Genomic DNA, 17287 nt, shown 5'->3' with positions numbered 1-17287 from the left:
CAGCATGGCAGGTGGCGGTAAAGGGTCGGGCAGGCCCGGCAAGAGGCAGGGTGCCACGCGTGGCACCGGTGGGCAGGGCCGCAAGACCCTGCAGGGCAAGGGCGCGACTCCGCCTGCGCACGAGCGGCACTGGTACAAGGACAAGCAGCGGGCCGCCAGGGCCGCCGCGGCCGCGGCCGGCGCCCCGCCCAGTTCCGCCGACCGGCCGGCGCGTCCGGCCCGCGGCGGCAAGCGGGAGGACGGCCCCGAGTTCATCGGCGGGCGCAACCCGGTGCTCGAGGCGCTCCGCGCCGAGGTGCCCGCCACGGCGCTCTACGTCGCCCAGCGCGTCGACAACGACGACCGCATCCGCGAGGCGATCAAGATCGTTTCCAACCGCGGCATCGCCCTGCTCGAGGCCGGCCGCGACAAGCTCGACAGGCTGACCGAGGGCACGATCCACCAGGGTCTCGTCCTCCAGCTTCCGCCCTACGAGTACGCTCACCCCGAAGACCTGGTCGAGCGGGCCCAGGAAGCCGCCGAGGTCCCGCTGATCATCGCCCTCGACGGGGTCACCGACCCGCGCAACCTCGGAGCCATCGCCCGTTCCGCCACGGCCTTCGGCGCCCACGGCATCCTGGTGCCCTCGCGCCGTTCGGCGGGCGTGACCGCGGGCGCGTGGAAGACCTCCGCGGGCACCCTCGCCCACCTGCCGGTCGCCCGGGCCGCCAACCTCACCAGCACCCTGCGCGAGTACCGCGACCAGGGCCTGTTCGTGGTGGGCCTGGACGGCGAGGCCTCCGCCGACATCGGCGACGTCGAACTCGCCACCGAGCCCTTGGTCGTCGTGGTCGGCTCGGAGGGCAAGGGCCTGTCCCGGCTGGTCCGCGAGTCCTGCGACGTCGTGGCCCGCATTCCCATGAACGCCGCCGCCGAGTCACTCAACGCCGGCGTGGCCGCGGGCATCGCCCTCTACGAGATCAACCGCCACCGCCGCCGCCGCTGACCTCCTGCCCCCTCCTACGCTCCCGCCACTCCAACATCGGTGACGGTGCCCGCGCCATACGACTAAACTCGTAACGCGCCACCCCCGCCGACGTAGCTCAATCGGCAGAGCAACGGTCTTGTAAACCGTAGGTCAGGGGTTCGATTCCCCTCGTCGGCTCCCACGTCAAAGGCCCCTTGCGATCATCACAAGGGGCCTTTTGCTAACACCTTTGCTAACAGCAGCTATGCGGCGGCGTCCTTGACGACGGTCGCGAAGATGTCCGCCGCCGTCGCCATCTGCGCGAGCGGCCACCACTGGCGGGCTGACGAGTGGCTCAGGCGATGAGCGGACTACGCCGCTCGATCATGGTGACGTCCCGCCAAACACCGTGATGGCGGCCTATGCGTTCGCGAATGCCGATGACCCGGAATCCGGCGCGAGCATGTAGGGCGAGGCTCGCGGGGTTCTCGGGGAAGATGCCTGATTGAATCGTCCAGATGCCGGCCTGCTCGGTGGAGGCGATCAAGGTGCGCAGCAGGGCGAGGCCGACACCCAGATTCCGGGCGTCAGGGTGGACGTAGACGGAATGCTCCACCACCCCCGAGTAGACGCAGCGGTCGGAGACGGGGGAGGCTGCGACCCAGCCGAGCACGCGTCCAGCCTCATCGAGGGCGACATGTCGATGGCTCGTGAGTTTGACCGTGTCGAACTGTTGCCAGGTGGGGGCGGTCGTCTCGAAGGTGGCCTGACCCTCGTCAATACCGAGCTGGTAGATCGCGAGCACCTCGGCGGCGTGTTCGGGCGTCATGGCCACGATGCGCGGCGCCGCCCTGCCCGTCTTGGGCCCGGCCGAGGGAAGGATCTCGGCGATCAGGGTGCGTATCCGCGTCTCGATGTCGTCGCGGATCGGCCGGACGGCGGCCACCCCTTGCCCAGCGGGATCGTCCAGTTGCCAGTCAAGGTAACGCTTGCCGGAGAAGAACGGGCAGGCGTCCCCACAGCCCATGGTGATGACCACGTCGCTCGCCTGGACCGCTTCCGTGGTGAGCGCTTTGGGGATCTCGGCGGAGATGTCGATGCCCACCTCCTTCATCGCTTCGACCACGGCCGGGTTCACCGTCTCGGCAGGGGTGGAGCCGGCGGAGCGGACCTGGACGCGGCCTTGCGTCAGGTGGGTGAGGAACGCGGCGGCCATCTGCGAGCGTCCGGCGTTGTGGACACAGACGAACAGCACGGACGGGGCGGTGGTGCTCATGGGCGGGGACTTCCTTGCTCGGCGAAGGCGGGGGAGTCGGCGTCGAGAAGAGGATCGGCGGGAATCCGTGGTGTCGTGGGGTGACCCGAGCCGACCACCACCGCGACCAGCGCGCCCGTATCGATGACCTCCGCGGTCAGGCGTCGGCCCAAGGGAAGGCCGCTTCCGGTCACGTGCGGGTAGCGGTCGGGACGGGAGTTCGGAGCAGGGTGGACAGGCGATTCAACGCGACCGGCAGCACCCAGTAGTAGACCCAGGTGCCGCGTCGCTGGGAGCCGACCAGACCCGCCTCGCGGAGGACTTTGAGGTGGTGAGAGATCGTCGGCTGGGACACGTCGAATGGGCCGATCAGGTCACACACGCACGCCTCCCCGCCCTCGTGGGAGGCGATCAGGGACAGCAGCCGAAGCCGTACCGGATCTGACAGGGCCTTGAACATGCGTGCAAGCTCCGCCGCGTCCGCTCCGCCCAACGGCTCGCGGGCCATCGGAGTGCAGCACGCCCCTGCCGGGTCGAGGATCGGCAGGTCTTGTTTCGACATCGCTCTATGTTGACACACATCTAATCAAGGTGGCAATGTCGCTGTATCGACATTTATCGAAACAGGCCATCTTCGAGGGGAGACCGCCATGTCCCGTGTTCAGCTCGCGCTGCGCGTCGCCGACCTGGAAGGCTCGATCGCCTTCTACTCCAAGCTGTTCGGCATCGAGCCCGCGAAGCTGCGCCCCGGCTACGCCAACGGCTACGCCAACTTCGCCATCGCCGAGCCCCCGCTGAAGCTGGTGCTCATCGAAGGCGAGGCCGGCCAGGAGACCCGCCTGGACCACCTCGGCGTCGAGGTCGAGGACACCGCCCAGGTCGAGGCCGCTACCCGGCGGCTCAAAAACGCGGGTCTCGCGACGTTCGAGGAGAACGACACCTCGTGCTGCTACGCCCTTCAGGACAAGGTGTGGGTCCACGGCCCCGGTGCCGAACCCTGGGAGGTCTACATGGTCAAGGCCGACGCCGACACCCTCGGCGAGTCGGCCATGGACGGCGCGCAAGCGTCGTGCGTCTGCGGACGGGACGACGCGGTCGAGGCGGCACCGACCGGTGCCGGAGGCGGATGCTGCTGACGGCCGAGAGATCCATGCCCGGTATCGTTCGCGGACCGTGACTCTGGAGTCGCCAACGCGGATGTAACCGCATCGCGAGACGTCCGTAGACGGCCGTAGAACGCGATCAAGTGAAGCAGGCCTCTGACCAGGGATGCGGAGACCTTGGGAGATGTCAGTAAGGTTCCTCTTCCGGCTTGTGAACCGTAGGTCAGGGGTTCGATCGCTCTCGTCGGCTGCCACGTCGAAGGCCCCTTGCGATCATCGCAAGGGGCCTTTCGCCGACAGGTTCGCTAACAGCTGGACTGGCAGACGCCGGGTAACTTACACACCTTGGCGGCCATCTTCCTGGCGTTCTTGGTCAGTCGGCCGGGGTCGTAGATTCCCTCGTCGGTCGTGTAGATCATCAGTGCGCGGCCCCGGCGTGCGGCGATACCGGTCACCGTCACGTTCACACTGCCGTCCTGCCAGGTCTGATAACCCATGCCCATGGCCTCGTCTCCCGCCTTGGCCTTACTCGTCCGCCATCGGATCTTGAGTTGGGGTGCCGACGGATCGCCCTTACGCGCGCACCGCTTGACCTCGGTGCGCAGACGGGTGAGCGCGGAATGGGCGCTCCGGGGGCTGTTGTAGATGACGAGCTGTTCGGAGGAGTTGCTGGGGCCGCTGGTCCAGAGCGTGATCGTGCGGGCGGCCACCCGGCCGCGGTCGACGGCGTGCCGGTGCAGGCACGGGTTCAGCTCCAACGGCTCGGTGAGCTTGTCGCTGATCTTGTAGCCCTGTTCGTCCGCCTCATCTGGGTCCAGGACCCTGCGCGCGTCGCGTTCGGTGAGCAGGAAGTTCTTCGGAATGTCGGTCACGGTCGCCGGGGACAGGGCCAGCAGCAAGGAGAGTGTCACGCTGATCATGAAGAGTTGGACGACGGCGGGAACGGCTTGGTTCTCGGTCCTCTCGCCAGATCGGCTCAGGCAGGTCAGGGTCGAACCGCCTGCGTTCCTTTCCGGCCTCGCATCTGTGGCCCGGCATCCCCTCGTCGGCTCCCACGTCGAAGACCCCTTGCGATCATCACGAGGGGTCTTGTGCTCGGTTGCTCATGCCGTCGCAGGAGCGTTCGTAGGGCAGTTGGGGGATGAGGTTCTTCCAGCCGTCGGGAGTGATGTCGGGCTTGCTGAGCCGCCCGCATATCTGCTCGGCGACCCGTCGAGGGTCGATGTTCCACACCAGTGGCGGGCCGATTCCGGTGGCGACCACCGTCCGGTTCCGGGCGTCGTAGGCCACAGCGATGATCTTGTGGTCGGCGGGCAGGCTGGCCAGCAGGGTCTTGTCGCGTATCTTCCAGATGCGCACGGTCATGTCATCGCTCGCGCTGATGAGGGTCGCGCCGTCCGGGGCGTACACGAGGTCGTTGATCTGGGCGGTGTGCGCGTGCAGAGTGGCGGACACCTTCCTGGTGGCGAGATCGTAGAGGCGGATGAGGGTGTCACCGCCTCCGCCCGTGGCGAGCGTGCGGCCGTCGGGGCTGAAGGCGATCGCCGGCACGCTGCCGGGTTGTGAGAGCCGGTCGTCGACCAGTGAGTTCCGGCGCGTGTCCCAGAGTCGGACGATGCCTTCGAAGCTTCCGGCGGCCAGGGTCCGCCCGTCCGGGCTGTAGGCCAGTGACTGGACGCCCTGTGTCAGGGCCGTCGCCCGGGTGAAGGCGGGGTCGCCGCCGTTGCCCTCGAGCGTCGCGCGAAGTGAGCCGTCCGCGGGGTTCCACAGGCGGACCGTGGGGTCGTAGATGGCGGAGGTGGCCAGGGTGCGGCCGTCGGGGCTGAAGGCGATCGCGTTCATCACGCCGTGGTGGTGGGTCGTGATGGTCCTGAGCAACTTCTGACGGGGGACGTCCCACAGGCGCACGGTGCCGTACCGGTCGGTCCGGTCGCCGGACGCGACGGCCAGCAGCCCCCCGTCCGGGCTGAACGCGACGGCCATGGGGGTATGGCCCAGACCAGGAAATGCCGCCACGCGCCGGCGCGCGGGCATCGAGTACAGGACGACGTCGGACATCTCGGCGACCGCCAGCAGGTTCCGGGCGGGCGAGAAGGCCACCGTGATACCTGGGCTGAAGCGGCCGGTGAGAAAGGTGCCGCGCGTGCTCCACAACTGGACGACGCCGTCGGAGCCGGCGCTGGCCAGCGTCGCGCCGTCAGGGCTGAATTCGACGCTGTTCACCTGGGCGATGTGACCGGTCAGATCGGCGAGCGGCCTGTCGCCCGCCGCGTGGTCCCATATCCGCACATGAGAGTCGTAGCCACCTGCGGCGAGGAGACTGCCGTCCGGGCTGAACGCCAGGCTGGAGACACTCCTGCCGACGTCGTCACCCGCGATGGTCTTCATCTGCCTGCGCCGGGGGAGATCCCAGAGCAGCACTCCGCCGTCCTCGGCCGACACGGCCAGGGTGCGGCCGTCCCGGCTGATCGCCAGCCTGGTGTTCAGTCTCCTCGGATCGAGCGTGTCGTCGAAGTGCTGGTTCTGGGTGTTGAGCAGCGCACTGATCGCCTGGGGGCTGTCCGGAGCCAGGCGGTAGGCCTCCACCGCCAGTTTGTGCGAGCCAAGGGGATTACTGGTCGCGTACTCGGACGCCACCTGGGGGGCGATCTGGCCGGACACCGCCACGCGATGCTGTTGTTCCGCGGCGGCCCTGCTCTCCCGGATCGTGACACCACCCGCCACGGCCACCATCAGGATGAGGAGGACGCCCAGCGCGGCGGCGACGCGCGTCCTGATCCGTGCTTTTGTTCGGTCAAGTCGGCTCTGGCGGAGGAAGTCCTGTTGCAGGGCGTCGAGTTCCTGATCGCGCCCGGCCGCCCACGACTCCGCGGACTCCAGTGACACGCCGCGCAACAGCAGGTAGGGATCACGACCCTGCTCGTGCCAGGCCGTCGCCGCCGTCGCCAGCCGTTGACGCAGGCGCAGTTCGTCGCGGTCCTCGGCGATCCACTCACGCAGCCGTGGCCAGGCGCGCAGGAGCGCCTCGTGGGATATCTCCGCGCCCTTCTCCGTCACGCTGATCAGACGGGCTTTGACCAGCGCGTCCCGCGCCGCGATGACAGGGGCGGGGGTGACGCCGGCCCTCGCGAGAAGACCCGGCAGGTCGATCTCGCGTCGTGTGTCCTCCGTCCCCTCGCCGATCTGGACGCCGGCGAGGAGGATCCTCCGGATGGCCTCGCGCCCCTTGTCGTCCAGGCTGTCGTGCACCTTTTCCGCGCTCGTGGTGACCGACTGCCAGATCCCTCCCGCGGCGCGGTAACCGGACATGGTGAGGGTCTTGCCTTCCCTGTTCCGCCAGGTGGCCAGTAGTGCGTGGGAGAGCAGGGGAAGTGCGCTGAGCACATCGTCCTCGCCGGGGCGTAGATCGTGGAGCAGGAGGTCCACGAGTCCCGGCTCCAGTGACAGGCCGGCCGTCTCGGCGGGGCCCTCGATCGCCCGGCGCACCTGCGGCTCGGTCATGGGCCCGACCGGTACGTGCCCCGCGCCCAGGGCGGTGAGCAGGCCCGGATACGCCAGGCAGTGGCCGTAGAAGTCGGCTCTGACGGCCGGTACGAAGAGTGCGCGGGCAGGGTCGGCCGCGCACAGGGCGGAGATGAAGGCGTTTCGCTCGGCCGGGTCCTGGCAGCGGGTGAACACCTCCTCGAACTGGTCGACGACCAGGAGCAGGCGGTCGGTGGGTCGGTCCTGGTCCTGCAAGGTCCTTTCGATGAGGCGGTTCACGGCGTGCGGGGCGTCGAAGAGTTCGTCGGCCGCGTCGTCGCCGGCTTCCTCAGGGGACATCGCCTGGACCAGCGCGGTCACGGGGCTGTCGCCGGGAGTGAGGATGAGGGGCAGCCATCCGTCCTCGGCGCCGGCCAGTGCCGGCAGCAGTCCCGCGCGCAGTACCGAGGACTTCCCCGAACCCGACGGGCCGATCACGAACAGGGGACCCGCTCGCCGGGCGCCGACGACCCGCACGAGTTCCCCGACCAGTTCCTCCCTGCCGAAGAAGAGACGGGCGTCGTCGGGGGTGAACTCGAATGGCTCCAGGCCCCGGTAGGGACAGGGCCCCTCCGCCGGAGGGATTCTCGTCTCGGGGTCGGGAAAGGTGTAGGCCCGATTCTGGGTGAGGATGATTTCCCCCGCCCGTCCGAAATGCTGGGGAAAGTGCGGTGGAAATCCCCGCCTGGGCAGCTCCCGGTCGAGATAGCGGCTGATGTCGTCCAGGCTCAGCATGCGTGGTCCGAGTTCGTCGCCCTCGCGCAGGACGGTCAGCAGACATCCGGTGTACGCGGTGTGCCGCGCGCCTATGGGAGCCAAGGCCTGCTCGTCCCGGGCGGCGGACGCGAGCAGATGGCTGCGCCGCACCCGCATCCGTCCGAAGGCGTCGCTGATGGGGCTCGCCGCCGCGCCGTTCGCCCGTCCGGCGAAGCAGCAGTCCAGGACGACGATGATCGTCTCCGCCGGGCTGGCGATGAGCGCCTCACGCACCGCGGAGTACGGCAGCGCCTTGTACGTGAGTCCCGTGCTCGGCGCATCGGTGGCGGAGGTGGCGAGGTAGAGCTCACCGTGCGCGTCGAGGAGCCCGTGTCCCACGAAGGAGAACAGAAACGTGCCGCGCGCCTGCGAGGCCGCCCTGGCCAGCGTGCTTCCCAGCTCCGCCGGGTTCGCCGGATCCACGAGCGTTTCCAGGCGGCCGGGGGCGAGCCCACAGCACTCCACCAGGGCGAGCCCCAGGTCCCGCGCCGTCGTGGCGGCCGCCTCGACGTCCGGCAGGGCGGAACCCCGGACATGGCGGGCGGTGCCGGCCACGAGCGCCCGGCTTCCCGGGCGTTCCAGCGCTCGGCCGGCCGATTCCGTTCCGGGGGTCACCCGCGCTCCGAGGGCCCTGGTAACTCCTGGTCCCGAGTCCGGCGAGTTCCTTCGTCTTCGCCCATGGCGCCTTCGAGCCGGCGGGTCAGCTCCGTGAGCTGTCCCGAGTCGAGCCTTCGGACGTTCCTGGCGGTGAGCGTGATCTCTCCGCCGTCCGGCCGGCGGACGGTGATCTCGACGTCTCCCACCCGCCGCCGCAGCCACGCCACCAGCGCGCTCGCCAGTGCGGTGGCGATTCCCCCCTGGCCGACGGCGGCGACGAGCACCTCAAGTGTTCCCAATTGCCCTGGGCCGGGCGGGGTTCCCTGATTCCGTACCTTTCCCAGCAAGTCAGAATCTTCGTCCAGCCAACGGCGCAGAGCGTCGACGCTTTCCTCGCCTGTGACGGCGATCTGCACATCCATGGCGTCCACCCTATAGAAATCCGCCTATTGGCGGCGTGCGCCACGAAATCATCTCCGAACATCACGATCGATCTTGATCTTAGGTGTAGCCCTGAAGGTGGGGATTTCGCGTTCTTCGACTGCTAATTCAGCTTTGTGCGAGATTGAACCGATTTATGGGCTGGTTAACGAATATCGGCGAAGGCTCTCGCGGCGCGGACTCTTCCCCTGAAAGGATGGAGGGATGTCTGCTCCGCGAATCCGCGTCGCTGCCTACGTGATCCGTTACCGATGCGCCCCGGAGCTCCTGGTCTTCGATCACGTGGGCGCGCCCGGAGCCGGTACTCAAGTGCCGGCGGGAGGGGTGCGGCCGGATGAAAGCCTCGAAGAGGCCGTTCTGCGGGAAGTCGCGGAGGAGACCGGCGTGACCGGAGTCTCCATCGTCCGCCTCATCGCGGTGGACGACAGGCCGCACCCCGACACCGGACAGCCGCGGCGGACCACGTTCTTCCAGTTCACGGTCCAAGCAGATGCCGATGACGCATGGCTCCACCATGTTCACGGCGACGACGCGGACGCCGGCCTTCTGTTCGCGTGCCGCTTCGTTCCGATACCGCTGGTAGAGCGGCTGGCCGACGCCCAGGACGCCTGGCTGGGCGGCATCGACCGACGAACGGGAAGGCGATGAGCTCGTGACAGGGCCTACGTCTCTGCTTCTGAGGTCAGGTCATCTCACAGGCTGCCGGGGTGTGCGCGCTGATCTCTGACGCCGGGCGAAGGCGGGCGCTCGTAGGCCACTTCGAACCATACGGTCCGCCCCGCCTCGTCCTCGTAGACCGACCAGGTCTTCGACATCAGGTCGACGAGCATCAGGCCTCGCCCGCCCTCGGCATACGGGTCGTGGCAGACCTGCGGGGTGCTCTCCCCGCCGGCGTCGACCACGTCGACGTGGACGAAGTCCTGGCAGTCGGCCAGCGCCAGCGTCACCGTCCCTCCGTCTCTGGAGTCGGAATGGACGACGGAGTTGGTGACGACCTCGGAGACCAGGAGTGTCACCTCGTCGAGCGCGGGATGGCCGGCGCCGAGCTTCCGCCGTACGTACTCACGAGCGAGAGCGACCGATTCGGGGACGCCGACGAGATCGACAACGCCCAACAGGTGCCCAGTCACCATGCGCTCGCCTTCGTTCGCGTAAGTCCGCGTCGAAACTCACGGAGTCACGCGGGGTTCACGCTGGGACACTAGGAGCGGGTGATCCAACGGCTCAACCGACTTGCACGGACTTGCACGATCAGCTGAGAGCTCCGAGCGCCTTGGTGATCAGAGCACGGGCCTTGCCGCCGTAGACCGCGTGCGCGGCGAGTTCCGTGAACCCCTTGACGTAGAGCGCGATCTCGCGAGGCTGGGTGACCGTCACGGCCGCCGACAGCATCTCCACGAACACCCGCTGGTCGTCGTAGATCGAGAAGGTCTCCATGGTCCACAACCTCCGGCGAGCCGCGAAGGGGATGATTCCCAGGGACACCGACGGCAGCGACATGCATTCGAGCAACTGCCCGAGCTGGCCGGCCATCACGTCGTCGTCCGCGACACGGTCGTACAGGACCGACTCCTCCACGACCATCGCGAACCGGTGATCCCCCTCGTAGAGGAGCCGGGTACGTGCCGCGCGCGCCGCCACGGCCTCGTCGATGTCCCGCGGAGCCTCGTGGAACTCGGCGAACGACGTCAGCACCGCGCGCATGTAGCCGGGCGTCTGCAGGGGCCAGGGCATGAAGCTGGAGCAGTAGAACCGGAACAGGCGGGTCTGTTCGTACAGCGACACCCGCGTCTCCTGTAGCCGCTTCATGCCGCTGCGCTGCAGCCGCCGCCACTCCACGTACATGCTGTCGGCGTCACGAGTGGCGGCGATCAGGTCCGCGGCCTCGCCCTCGGCGTCGCAGATCCGGCACCAGGTGCGGATGTCCTCGTCCGAGGGAAGGGTGCGCCCACGGATGAGGCGCGAGCACTTGGACTCGTCCCAGCCCGCGGTCTGGGCCAGGGCACGGGCGGTCAGCCCTGCGTCCCGCAGGAGGTCGCGGAGGCGGTTTCCGATGGCGCGGCGGGCCTGCTCGGCGCTGGAGGAAGGGGAAGTGGACACGTGCGGCAGATGGTCAGAGCGGCTTGTACTCGGCGTGGTCGATGCCGCGTTCCCACACGCGCTCGAAGGCCGTCAGGCAGAGCTTGACCACAGAGGGATCGTCGCACAGCTCGTAGCCGGCGGGCTCACCGGACCCGGAGTGGAAGTGGAAGCGGACCACGCGCTCATCGAAGAGCCAGAAGTCGTTCCCCGGGAGCGCGAGGTCGGAAGCTCGTCGTCGTGACAGCCAGCGGACCTGCTCGCCGCCCGCGAGGTTCGCGAACGGCGTCGCGGAGTGCTCGTACCGGATGTAGTCGCTGACCGGTTCGGAGACCAGCCGCGCACGACGGATGACCACACCCCGGGCGACGGTGCCGCGGACCAGGTTCACCCACGGAGCGTCGAAGGCGGTGCGATCGAAGGGAACGCCGTCCCGCCATGCCCGGAAGCCGGGGCTCGCGGTGCCATAGGCGTCCCGCATCTCCAGGTGCAGCGCGGAGCGCCGGCACTGAGCGAACAGGTCATCCCAAGTCGCGGTCGCCATCACGGCACGCCTCCAGCAAGTAGTCACGCATCCGCGCGGGAAGCCTGATGATCATCTCGTCCGGTGCGAGAGGACTCCTGGCGACCACTTGGGCCACGTCCACAGGATCATCGACCACGATGCCCTGGATCACCACGCTGCCGTCCGCCTCGTCCACCCAGATGGAAGGGCAGCCGCCGTGCTCGCTATCCGTGTCGATGCCGATGAACCGTAGCGCCATGACTGCCTCCCGTGCTTCGGATGTGTGCAGACTTGCGACATCACGACACTGACCGGCGTCTCCACCCTCAGTCAATAGCACCCGTTCCAGCGGGCGCAGCCGCCCGGCGGAACGGCCGGCACAGGCGAGGCGTGACAAGCTTCGGACAAGCCGGCGTGACTAGCGTTCACCGCAGCCAAGTCGGGAGTCGCCATGCCTTCTTCGGTGTCCGCAGGGCCGCGCATTCGTGCTGGCAAGAGAGATGGCGCCTGGTTCCCCACGGTATGCGGAGTACTGATCGCGTTGTGCGGCGCGCTGACGGCCTTCGCGTTCAACGCGGTCTACGCGAAGGGCTGGATCGACCTGGAGGTCTACCGGCAAGGCGGGGCGGCGGTACTGCGGGGCACCTCTGTCTATGACCTGATCGTCGGTGGAAGGTCGCTGCAGTTCACCTATTCGCCGTTCGCGGCGATGCTGTTCACGCCGCTCGCCCTGGTCGAGATGGATACCGCCGCCGGCCTCTGGGTGCTGATCTCCATACTCGCCCTTGAGGCGGTGATATGGATTCTCGTCGGCCTTACTACGGTGAAGCGCCGTGGCCGCCGGGCGACTCACGCATTGCTGGTCGTCATCGCGGTGCTTCCCTTGTATCCGGTGGCGCTCACGCTGTGGAACGGGCAGATAGGTATCATCCTGCTACTGGTGATAGTGGCGGATCTGACGCACGGCAAAGAGAAGTGGCGCGGCATAGGAACGGGCATCGCCGCCGGCGTCAAACTCACTCCGCTGATATTCATTCCCTATCTCCTCCTCACGCGTCGTTACCGGGCCGCCCTGATGGCCTGCCTCGGTTTCCTCGGCACGGTGATCCTCGGATTCCTGCTGCTGCCGGCCGATTCGCGTGACTACTGGGGTGGCGCGTTCCTCGACACACACCGGGTGGTCGCCGGGCAGGGCGTGGACTTCTTCAACCAGTCGCTTCGCGGCATGCTCGCGCTCGTGCCCCGCTCGTGGCCCATCATGCCCGTCTGGCTCGCCCTGTGCGCGGTCGTCGGCACGGGTGGACTTCTGGTCGCCGCACGGACCACGAAGAATGCGGGCGAGCTCGCCGGAATCACCGTCACCGGGATCGTGGGGCTGCTGGTCTCGCCCGTTTCCTGGCCGCACCATTGGGTCTGGTGCATACCGCTCCTGGTGCTGTGGGCACAGCGCGCTCAGCGCGTGAACGCGCCGCTGGAGAAGGTGGGCGTGGGGTTCCTGTGGTCGATCTTCCTGCTGCCGGGATATGTCGCGCTGGCGACACTTCTCGTCTATCCATCCCACGCTGGAATGTGGTTGATGTCGCTGACGGGCAGTTATGTGCTCAGCGGATTGTCGACGTTGCTGGCGCTCGCGGTCCATTTCGGCCGGAGCGATCGGCGGCGAGGAGAGTGCGCGTCAGGCGATCCGTTCGCCGTCGTTCCGGGATAGCCGCTCACGCATGGCGATCTCCCGGCCCGCCAGTGGGGGTGCGACGATCGACCGCACGGCATCGAAGGTGGCAGGGTGCGTGATCTCGTCTACGCGACGATGGCACTTCCTTCCATTTCCAACGTATAGCGCACTGGGGGGCTTGCGGCAAGACCCGGGTCTTGCCGCAGAATCGACGGCCGGACACAGCACCGACGAGAGATATGGGGGAAAACGTGGGTGTGTCGTCGATGTACGGGGGGCGCGACGCTCGGGAGCCGGTGAGTCGATCGGCGATCGCCGTGCGGTGCAGCACGGTCGCCTCGGAGGTGTCGCGATGATCGAGCAGTACGTGGTGGACCTTCGAGAGGTCGACGAGACGCAGGTCGCGGTCGTCGGCGGCAAGGCCGCGCACCTGGGCGCGCTGTCGCGGATCGAAGGCATCCGCGTGCCGGCCGGGTTCTGCGTGACGACGGCGGCCTTCCGGCGGATCATGGCGCAAGCGCCGTCGATGGATGATCGGCTCGATCGGCTGTCGCGCCTGAAGCCGGACGACCGGGAAGCGATCCGCACGCTCAGCGCGGAGATCCGCCGGACCATCGAAGGGACCGTCGTCCCGGGCGATCTGGCGGCGGCGATCACCGGCGCGCTCGCCCGGCCCGGCGAGCAAGCCGCCTACGCCGTGCGATCCAGCGCGACGGCGGAGGACATGCCGACGGCCTCCTTCGCGGGCCAGCAGGACACGTATCTGAACGTCATGGGACCGGCGGCGATCCTGGAGCACGTCAGCCGGTGCTGGGCGTCGCTGTTCACCGAGCGGGCCGTGACCTACCGCCTGCGGAACGGCTTCGACCACCGCAAGGTTCACATGGCCGTGGTCGTGCAGCGGATGGTCTTCCCGGATGCGGCCGGGATCCTGTTCACCGCCGACCCCGTCACCGGCGACCGGAAGGTCGCCACCGTGGACGCCGGCTTCGGCCTCGGCGAGGCCCTGGTCTCCGGCCTGGTGAACCCGGACGTGTTCAAGGTGCGCGACGGCGAGGTCGTCGCCAAGGCGGTCGCCGCCAAACAGTGTGCCCTTCGCGCCCTTCCGGCCGGCGGGACGCGGGAAGTGGCGATCGACCCGCGGCGGCAGGAGCAGCCGGCGCTGACGGACGCGCAGGTCGTGCGGCTCGTGGATCTCGGACGGCGGATCGAGGCGCATTTCGCTCGCCCGCAGGACATCGAATGGTGCCTGGCCGGCGATGACTTCCAGATCGTGCAGAGCCGGCCGATCACCACGCTGTTCCCCGTCCCGGCGGCCCGCGACGGGGAGAACCGCGTCTACCTCTCCGTCGGCCATCAGCAGATGATGACCGACGCCATGAAGCCACTGGGGCTCTCCATGTGGCAGCTGACGGCCATGGCGCCGATGCACGAGGCCGGCGGGAGGCTGTTCGTCGACGCCACCCGGATGCTGGCCTCGCCCGCGGGCCGTGCCGGGTTCCTGGAGATGGCCGGCAGGTCGGATCCGCTGACCAAGGACGCGCTGGAGACCCTCTTCGATCGCCACGACTTCGTCCTGACGCCCCTGGACGGTGCTCCCGGCGGGCCGCCAGCCGGCGGCGCGCCCGCCCCGATCGCGACCGATCAGGCCATCGTCACCGAACTGGTCGAGCGCAGCCAGGCGTCCATCGACGCCCTGCGGCGCGACGTCCGGGCGAAGACCGGACCGGCGCTGTTCGACTACCTGCTGCTGGAGGCCTTCCCGGAGCACAAGCGGATGGTCGGTGATCCGCTGAACATGCAGGCGATCATGGCGGGCATGGAGGCCACCTGGTGGCTCAACGACCGGCTGGAGGAGTGGCTGGACGAGAGGAACGCGGCCGACACCCTCACGCTGTCCGCGCCCGGCAACGTCACCTCCGAGATGGGGCTGGCGCTGCTCGACGTCGCGGACGTGATCCGCCCGCATCCGGAGGTGGTGGCGTTCCTGCGGGGCGTCGAGGACGACGGGTTCCTGGACGAGCTGCCGAAGTTCCCGGGCGGGACCGAGGCGCGCGACGCCATCGAGGCCTACCTCGACCGGTACGGCATGCGCTGCGTCGGCGAGATCGACATCACGAGGCCGCGGTGGCGCGAACGCCCTTCCACCCTCGTGCCCCTGATCCTCGACCACGTCAGGAACTTCGAGCCGGGCGCCGCCGAGCGGCGCTTCGAGCAAGGACGGCAGGAGGCGCGGAAGAAGACGCAGGAGGTGCTCGAACGTCTGCGCGCGCTGCCGGACGGGGAGCGGAAGGCCGAGGAGACCGAGCGGATGATCGAACGGGTCCGTACCTTCATCGGCTACCGGGAGTACCCGAAGTACGGCATCATCAGCCGCTACTTCGTCTACAAGCAGGCCTTGATGGAAGAGGCCGAGCGCCTCGTGCGGGCGAAGGTGCTCTCCGAGAGGGAGGACGTCTTCTACCTCACCTTCCAGGAGTTCCACGACGCGGTGCGTTCGAACCAGGTGGACGACGAGCTGATCCGGCGGCGCAAGGACGAGTTCCGCGCCCACCAGGCGCTCACACCGCCCCGGGTGCTGACCTCGGACGGCGAGGCCATCACCGGGGCGTACCGGCGCGACGACGTGCCGGTCGGCGCCCTGGTCGGCCTGCCGGTCTCCGCCGGGACCGTCGAAGGGCGCGCCCGCGTCATCCTGGACATGGCCCAGGCCGATCTCGAACCGGGCGACATCCTCGTCACCTCCCACACCGACCCGAGCTGGACGCCTCTCTTCGTCGCCATCGCCGGCCTGGTCACGGAGGTCGGAGGACAGATGACCCACGGAGCGGTGATCGCACGGGAGTACGGCCTGCCGGCCGTCGTCAGCGTGGTGGACGCCACTCGGCTGATCACCGACGGGCAGCGGATCCGCGTGCACGGAAGCGACGGGTACGTCGAGCTACTGCCCTGACCGGCCGGTCACCGGCAAGCCCTTCCGCCGGCGTGATCACGGGGAGGTGACGCAGACGCCACCGGAGGGGCGTTGGTGGGGGAAGCCGACGCGGAGGACGGCGGCGGCCACGGCCGCCGTGAGGACGACGACGGCGGCCAGGATCAGCGCCCGCTGATAGCCGTGGTGGAGCAGCGGGGTGACGACCAGCGGACCGAGGATCTGGCCGACGGAGTATCCGGCGGTCAGCAGCGCGACCGAGCGGGGGAAGCGCAGGTGGGCGCCCGCGGCGAGGGCGAGGGTGCTGACGCCGACGAACGTCGCGCCGAACAGGACCGCGGAGATCAGTGCCGCCGCCACGCCGTGGACCAGGGCCGGCAGGGCGATGCCGACCGCCTGGATGACGAGCGCGGCGAGCAGCAGGCCGGGGCGGGACCAGCGGCGTCCGAGCCGGGCCCACAGCGCGGAGGACGGCACGGCCGCCACCCCGACCAGTACCCAGGCGCCGCTGCCCAGCCCGCCGGGGGAGTTCTGCTCGATCGCCGCCACCAGGAAGGTGCCGGCGACGATGTAGCCGACGCCTTCCAGGGTGTAGGAGGCGAACAGCGCGGTGAACCAGCGGTGCGGGCGCGTCCTCGGCCCGTCGCCCGCTGCTTCGGCGGATTCCGCGCGCGCCGTCGGCGCGGCTTCGGGGCGAAGGTTCCACGAGGCCATGGTGAGGACCTCGGCGAGTACGGCCGCGGCGAACCAGGCCGTCCGCCAGTCGGCGAACGGGCGCAGCACCAGGACGATCAGGCCGGACAGCGCGATGCCGCCGCCGATCCCGCCGAACGCCCACCCGGCCAGGTGCGCGGGGTGCTCGCGCAGGTGGCTCAGGAGAGAGGCGGCCGTGATGACGAAGACCAGGGCACTGGCCACTCCGGCCAGCAGGCGCAGCGCGATCCACACGGCCGGGCTCTCGGTGACGGGCATCGCGGCCAAGCTGCAGGTGAGCACCACCAGCGCGGCGCGCAGCGGGGTGGACGAGCGGACCAGCGCCGGGGACAGGATGCCGGCGAGCGCGCCGATGAGGTATCCGACGTAGTTGGCCGTGGCCAGGTTCGCGCCGGTCGCCGCGGACATCCCGGCCTGATCGTGCATCAGCGGAAGGATCGGAGTGTAGACGAACCGGCCGACCCCCATGCCCGCGGCGAGCGCCACGGCGGCCTGGGCGACGTGGATCCAGGGCGACCGGAGCGCGCCGTCTCCTCCGGCGGGGGAGGCGAGCAGGGGTCGTTCGGTCATGAGGAGGTCCTTGCGAGGTCGATCGAGGTCTGCGGGCTGAGCCTGCCGTTCGCCGCCCTGGCCGGCCGTCCGGCGGTGGCGGATACGAACGCGAGCGTTCGCCGCCGTGGCCCGCCCGTCCGGCGGTGGCGGGTACGAACGTGAGCCGTCATCGTGCGATGGCGGCGCGGCCCGGTCGTGGGGAGTTCCCGCGCG

At 69.0% G+C, this 17287-nt stretch carries 15 protein-coding genes and 1 tRNA gene; 6 read left to right on the top strand and 10 right to left on the bottom strand.

Going from position 1 to position 17287, the window contains the following annotated elements; all coding sequences use genetic code 11:
- Positions 1 to 4: 4 nt before the first annotated feature.
- Both rlmB and ACWEN6_RS32940 read left to right on the top strand, forming a co-directional pair.
- Positions 5 to 985 (top strand): 23S rRNA (guanosine(2251)-2'-O)-methyltransferase RlmB, encoded by a 981-nt coding sequence (gene rlmB, locus ACWEN6_RS32945; protein ID WP_452575744.1) that lies wholly within the window; start codon positions 5 to 7, stop codon positions 983 to 985.
- 86 nt (positions 986 to 1071) lie between these two features.
- Positions 1072 to 1144, top strand: a tRNA-Thr gene (locus tag ACWEN6_RS32940).
- Between the two features lie 157 nt (positions 1145 to 1301).
- Here ACWEN6_RS32940 and ACWEN6_RS32935 read toward each other — a convergent pair.
- Entirely contained in the window at positions 1302 to 2222 is a 921-nt protein-coding gene (locus ACWEN6_RS32935) for a GNAT family N-acetyltransferase (RefSeq protein ID WP_452575742.1), read from the bottom strand.
- 169 nt (positions 2223 to 2391) lie between these two features.
- On the bottom strand, positions 2392 to 2763 hold the full coding sequence (locus tag ACWEN6_RS32930; RefSeq protein WP_452575740.1) for an ArsR/SmtB family transcription factor: 372 nt from the start codon (positions 2761 to 2763) through the stop codon (positions 2392 to 2394).
- An 88-nt stretch (positions 2764 to 2851) separates the two neighbouring features.
- Here ACWEN6_RS32930 and ACWEN6_RS32925 point away from each other — a divergent pair, with 88 nt between their 5' ends.
- Complete coding sequence (locus ACWEN6_RS32925) at positions 2852 to 3337, top strand: ArsI/CadI family heavy metal resistance metalloenzyme (RefSeq protein WP_452575738.1); 486 nt, start codon at positions 2852 to 2854, stop codon at positions 3335 to 3337.
- 272 nt (positions 3338 to 3609) lie between these two features.
- Here ACWEN6_RS32925 and ACWEN6_RS32920 read toward each other — a convergent pair whose 3' ends face one another.
- The 3 genes from ACWEN6_RS32920 to ACWEN6_RS32910 form a co-directional block, all read right to left on the bottom strand.
- Entirely contained in the window at positions 3610 to 4215 is a 606-nt protein-coding gene (locus ACWEN6_RS32920; protein ID WP_452575736.1) for a hypothetical protein, read from the bottom strand.
- 166 nt (positions 4216 to 4381) lie between these two features.
- Positions 4382 to 8197, bottom strand: coding sequence for a caspase, EACC1-associated type (locus tag ACWEN6_RS32915; RefSeq protein WP_452575734.1), 3816 nt, complete (start codon positions 8195 to 8197; stop codon positions 4382 to 4384).
- Entirely contained in the window at positions 8194 to 8601 is a 408-nt protein-coding gene (locus tag ACWEN6_RS32910) for an effector-associated constant component EACC1 (protein ID WP_452575732.1), read from the bottom strand. The genes ACWEN6_RS32915 and ACWEN6_RS32910 overlap by 4 nt, the downstream gene beginning before the upstream one ends.
- 223 nt (positions 8602 to 8824) lie before the next feature.
- On the opposite strand from ACWEN6_RS32910, the gene ACWEN6_RS32905 reads away from it, so the two are divergent.
- Positions 8825 to 9268 (top strand): NUDIX hydrolase, encoded by a 444-nt coding sequence (locus ACWEN6_RS32905; protein ID WP_452575730.1) that lies wholly within the window; start codon positions 8825 to 8827, stop codon positions 9266 to 9268.
- A gap of 44 nt (positions 9269 to 9312) precedes the next feature.
- Here ACWEN6_RS32905 and ACWEN6_RS32900 read toward each other — a convergent pair whose 3' ends face one another.
- From ACWEN6_RS32900 to ACWEN6_RS32885, 4 genes are all read right to left on the bottom strand, one after another.
- Entirely contained in the window at positions 9313 to 9753 is a 441-nt protein-coding gene (locus ACWEN6_RS32900; protein ID WP_452575728.1) for an ATP-binding protein, read from the bottom strand.
- Positions 9754 to 9871: 118 nt separating this feature from the next.
- Positions 9872 to 10720 carry a helix-turn-helix domain-containing protein gene (locus ACWEN6_RS32895; protein WP_452575726.1) on the bottom strand — a complete coding sequence of 283 codons (849 nt, stop codon included), beginning with the start codon at positions 10718 to 10720 and terminating at the stop codon, positions 9872 to 9874.
- Between the two features lie 13 nt (positions 10721 to 10733).
- The gene (locus ACWEN6_RS32890) at positions 10734 to 11243 is read right to left on the bottom strand and encodes a DUF6879 family protein (RefSeq protein ID WP_452575724.1); all 510 of its coding nucleotides are present in this window, start codon (positions 11241 to 11243) and stop codon (positions 10734 to 10736) included.
- Positions 11221 to 11463 carry a hypothetical protein gene (locus ACWEN6_RS32885; protein WP_452575722.1) on the bottom strand — a complete coding sequence of 81 codons (243 nt, stop codon included), beginning with the start codon at positions 11461 to 11463 and terminating at the stop codon, positions 11221 to 11223. Before ACWEN6_RS32885 ends, ACWEN6_RS32890 begins: the two co-directional genes overlap by 23 nt.
- Before the next feature lie 192 nt (positions 11464 to 11655).
- On the opposite strand from ACWEN6_RS32885, the gene ACWEN6_RS32880 reads away from it, so the two are divergent.
- Both ACWEN6_RS32880 and rph read left to right on the top strand, forming a co-directional pair.
- Positions 11656 to 12912, top strand: coding sequence for a glycosyltransferase 87 family protein (locus ACWEN6_RS32880; RefSeq protein WP_452575720.1), 1257 nt, complete (start codon positions 11656 to 11658; stop codon positions 12910 to 12912).
- A 10-nt stretch (positions 12913 to 12922) separates the two neighbouring features.
- Positions 12923 to 15829 (top strand): rifamycin-inactivating phosphotransferase, encoded by a 2907-nt coding sequence (gene rph / locus ACWEN6_RS32875; RefSeq protein ID WP_452575718.1) that lies wholly within the window; start codon positions 12923 to 12925, stop codon positions 15827 to 15829.
- 36 nt (positions 15830 to 15865) lie between these two features.
- On the opposite strand, the gene ACWEN6_RS32870 is transcribed toward rph, so the two are convergent.
- Positions 15866 to 17092, bottom strand: a complete 1227-nt coding sequence (locus ACWEN6_RS32870; RefSeq protein ID WP_452575716.1) for a YbfB/YjiJ family MFS transporter — start codon at positions 17090 to 17092, stop codon at positions 15866 to 15868.
- Positions 17093 to 17287 lie beyond the last annotated feature (195 nt).

This window comes from Sphaerisporangium sp. NPDC004334 (assembly GCF_053602655.1).
The sequence above is the reverse complement of the archived record's forward strand: the minus strand, read 5'-3'. Positions and strand labels throughout refer to the sequence as shown.

Excerpts from the sequence above, each read along its gene's own strand:
- ACWEN6_RS32910 (WP_452575732.1), bottom strand. The coding sequence starts at position 8,601 with ATGGATGTGCAGATCGCCGTCACAGGCGAGGAAAGCGTCGACGCTCTG.
- ACWEN6_RS32885 (WP_452575722.1), bottom strand. The coding sequence starts at position 11,463 with ATGGCGCTACGGTTCATCGGCATCGACACGGATAGCGAGCACGGCGGC.
- ACWEN6_RS32905 (WP_452575730.1), top strand. The coding sequence starts at position 8,825 with ATGTCTGCTCCGCGAATCCGCGTCGCTGCCTACGTGATCCGTTACCGA.
- ACWEN6_RS32930 (WP_452575740.1), bottom strand. The coding sequence starts at position 2,763 with ATGTCGAAACAAGACCTGCCGATCCTCGACCCGGCAGGGGCGTGCTGC.
- ACWEN6_RS32925 (WP_452575738.1), top strand. The coding sequence starts at position 2,852 with ATGTCCCGTGTTCAGCTCGCGCTGCGCGTCGCCGACCTGGAAGGCTCG.
- ACWEN6_RS32880 (WP_452575720.1), top strand. The coding sequence starts at position 11,656 with ATGCCTTCTTCGGTGTCCGCAGGGCCGCGCATTCGTGCTGGCAAGAGA.
- rph (WP_452575718.1), top strand. The coding sequence starts at position 12,923 with ATGGCGATCTCCCGGCCCGCCAGTGGGGGTGCGACGATCGACCGCACG.
- ACWEN6_RS32870 (WP_452575716.1), bottom strand. The coding sequence starts at position 17,092 with ATGACCGAACGACCCCTGCTCGCCTCCCCCGCCGGAGGAGACGGCGCG.
- ACWEN6_RS32935 (WP_452575742.1), bottom strand. The coding sequence starts at position 2,222 with ATGAGCACCACCGCCCCGTCCGTGCTGTTCGTCTGTGTCCACAACGCC.
- ACWEN6_RS32890 (WP_452575724.1), bottom strand. The coding sequence starts at position 11,243 with ATGGCGACCGCGACTTGGGATGACCTGTTCGCTCAGTGCCGGCGCTCC.
- rlmB (WP_452575744.1), top strand. The coding sequence starts at position 5 with ATGGCAGGTGGCGGTAAAGGGTCGGGCAGGCCCGGCAAGAGGCAGGGT.
- ACWEN6_RS32900 (WP_452575728.1), bottom strand. The coding sequence starts at position 9,753 with ATGGTGACTGGGCACCTGTTGGGCGTTGTCGATCTCGTCGGCGTCCCC.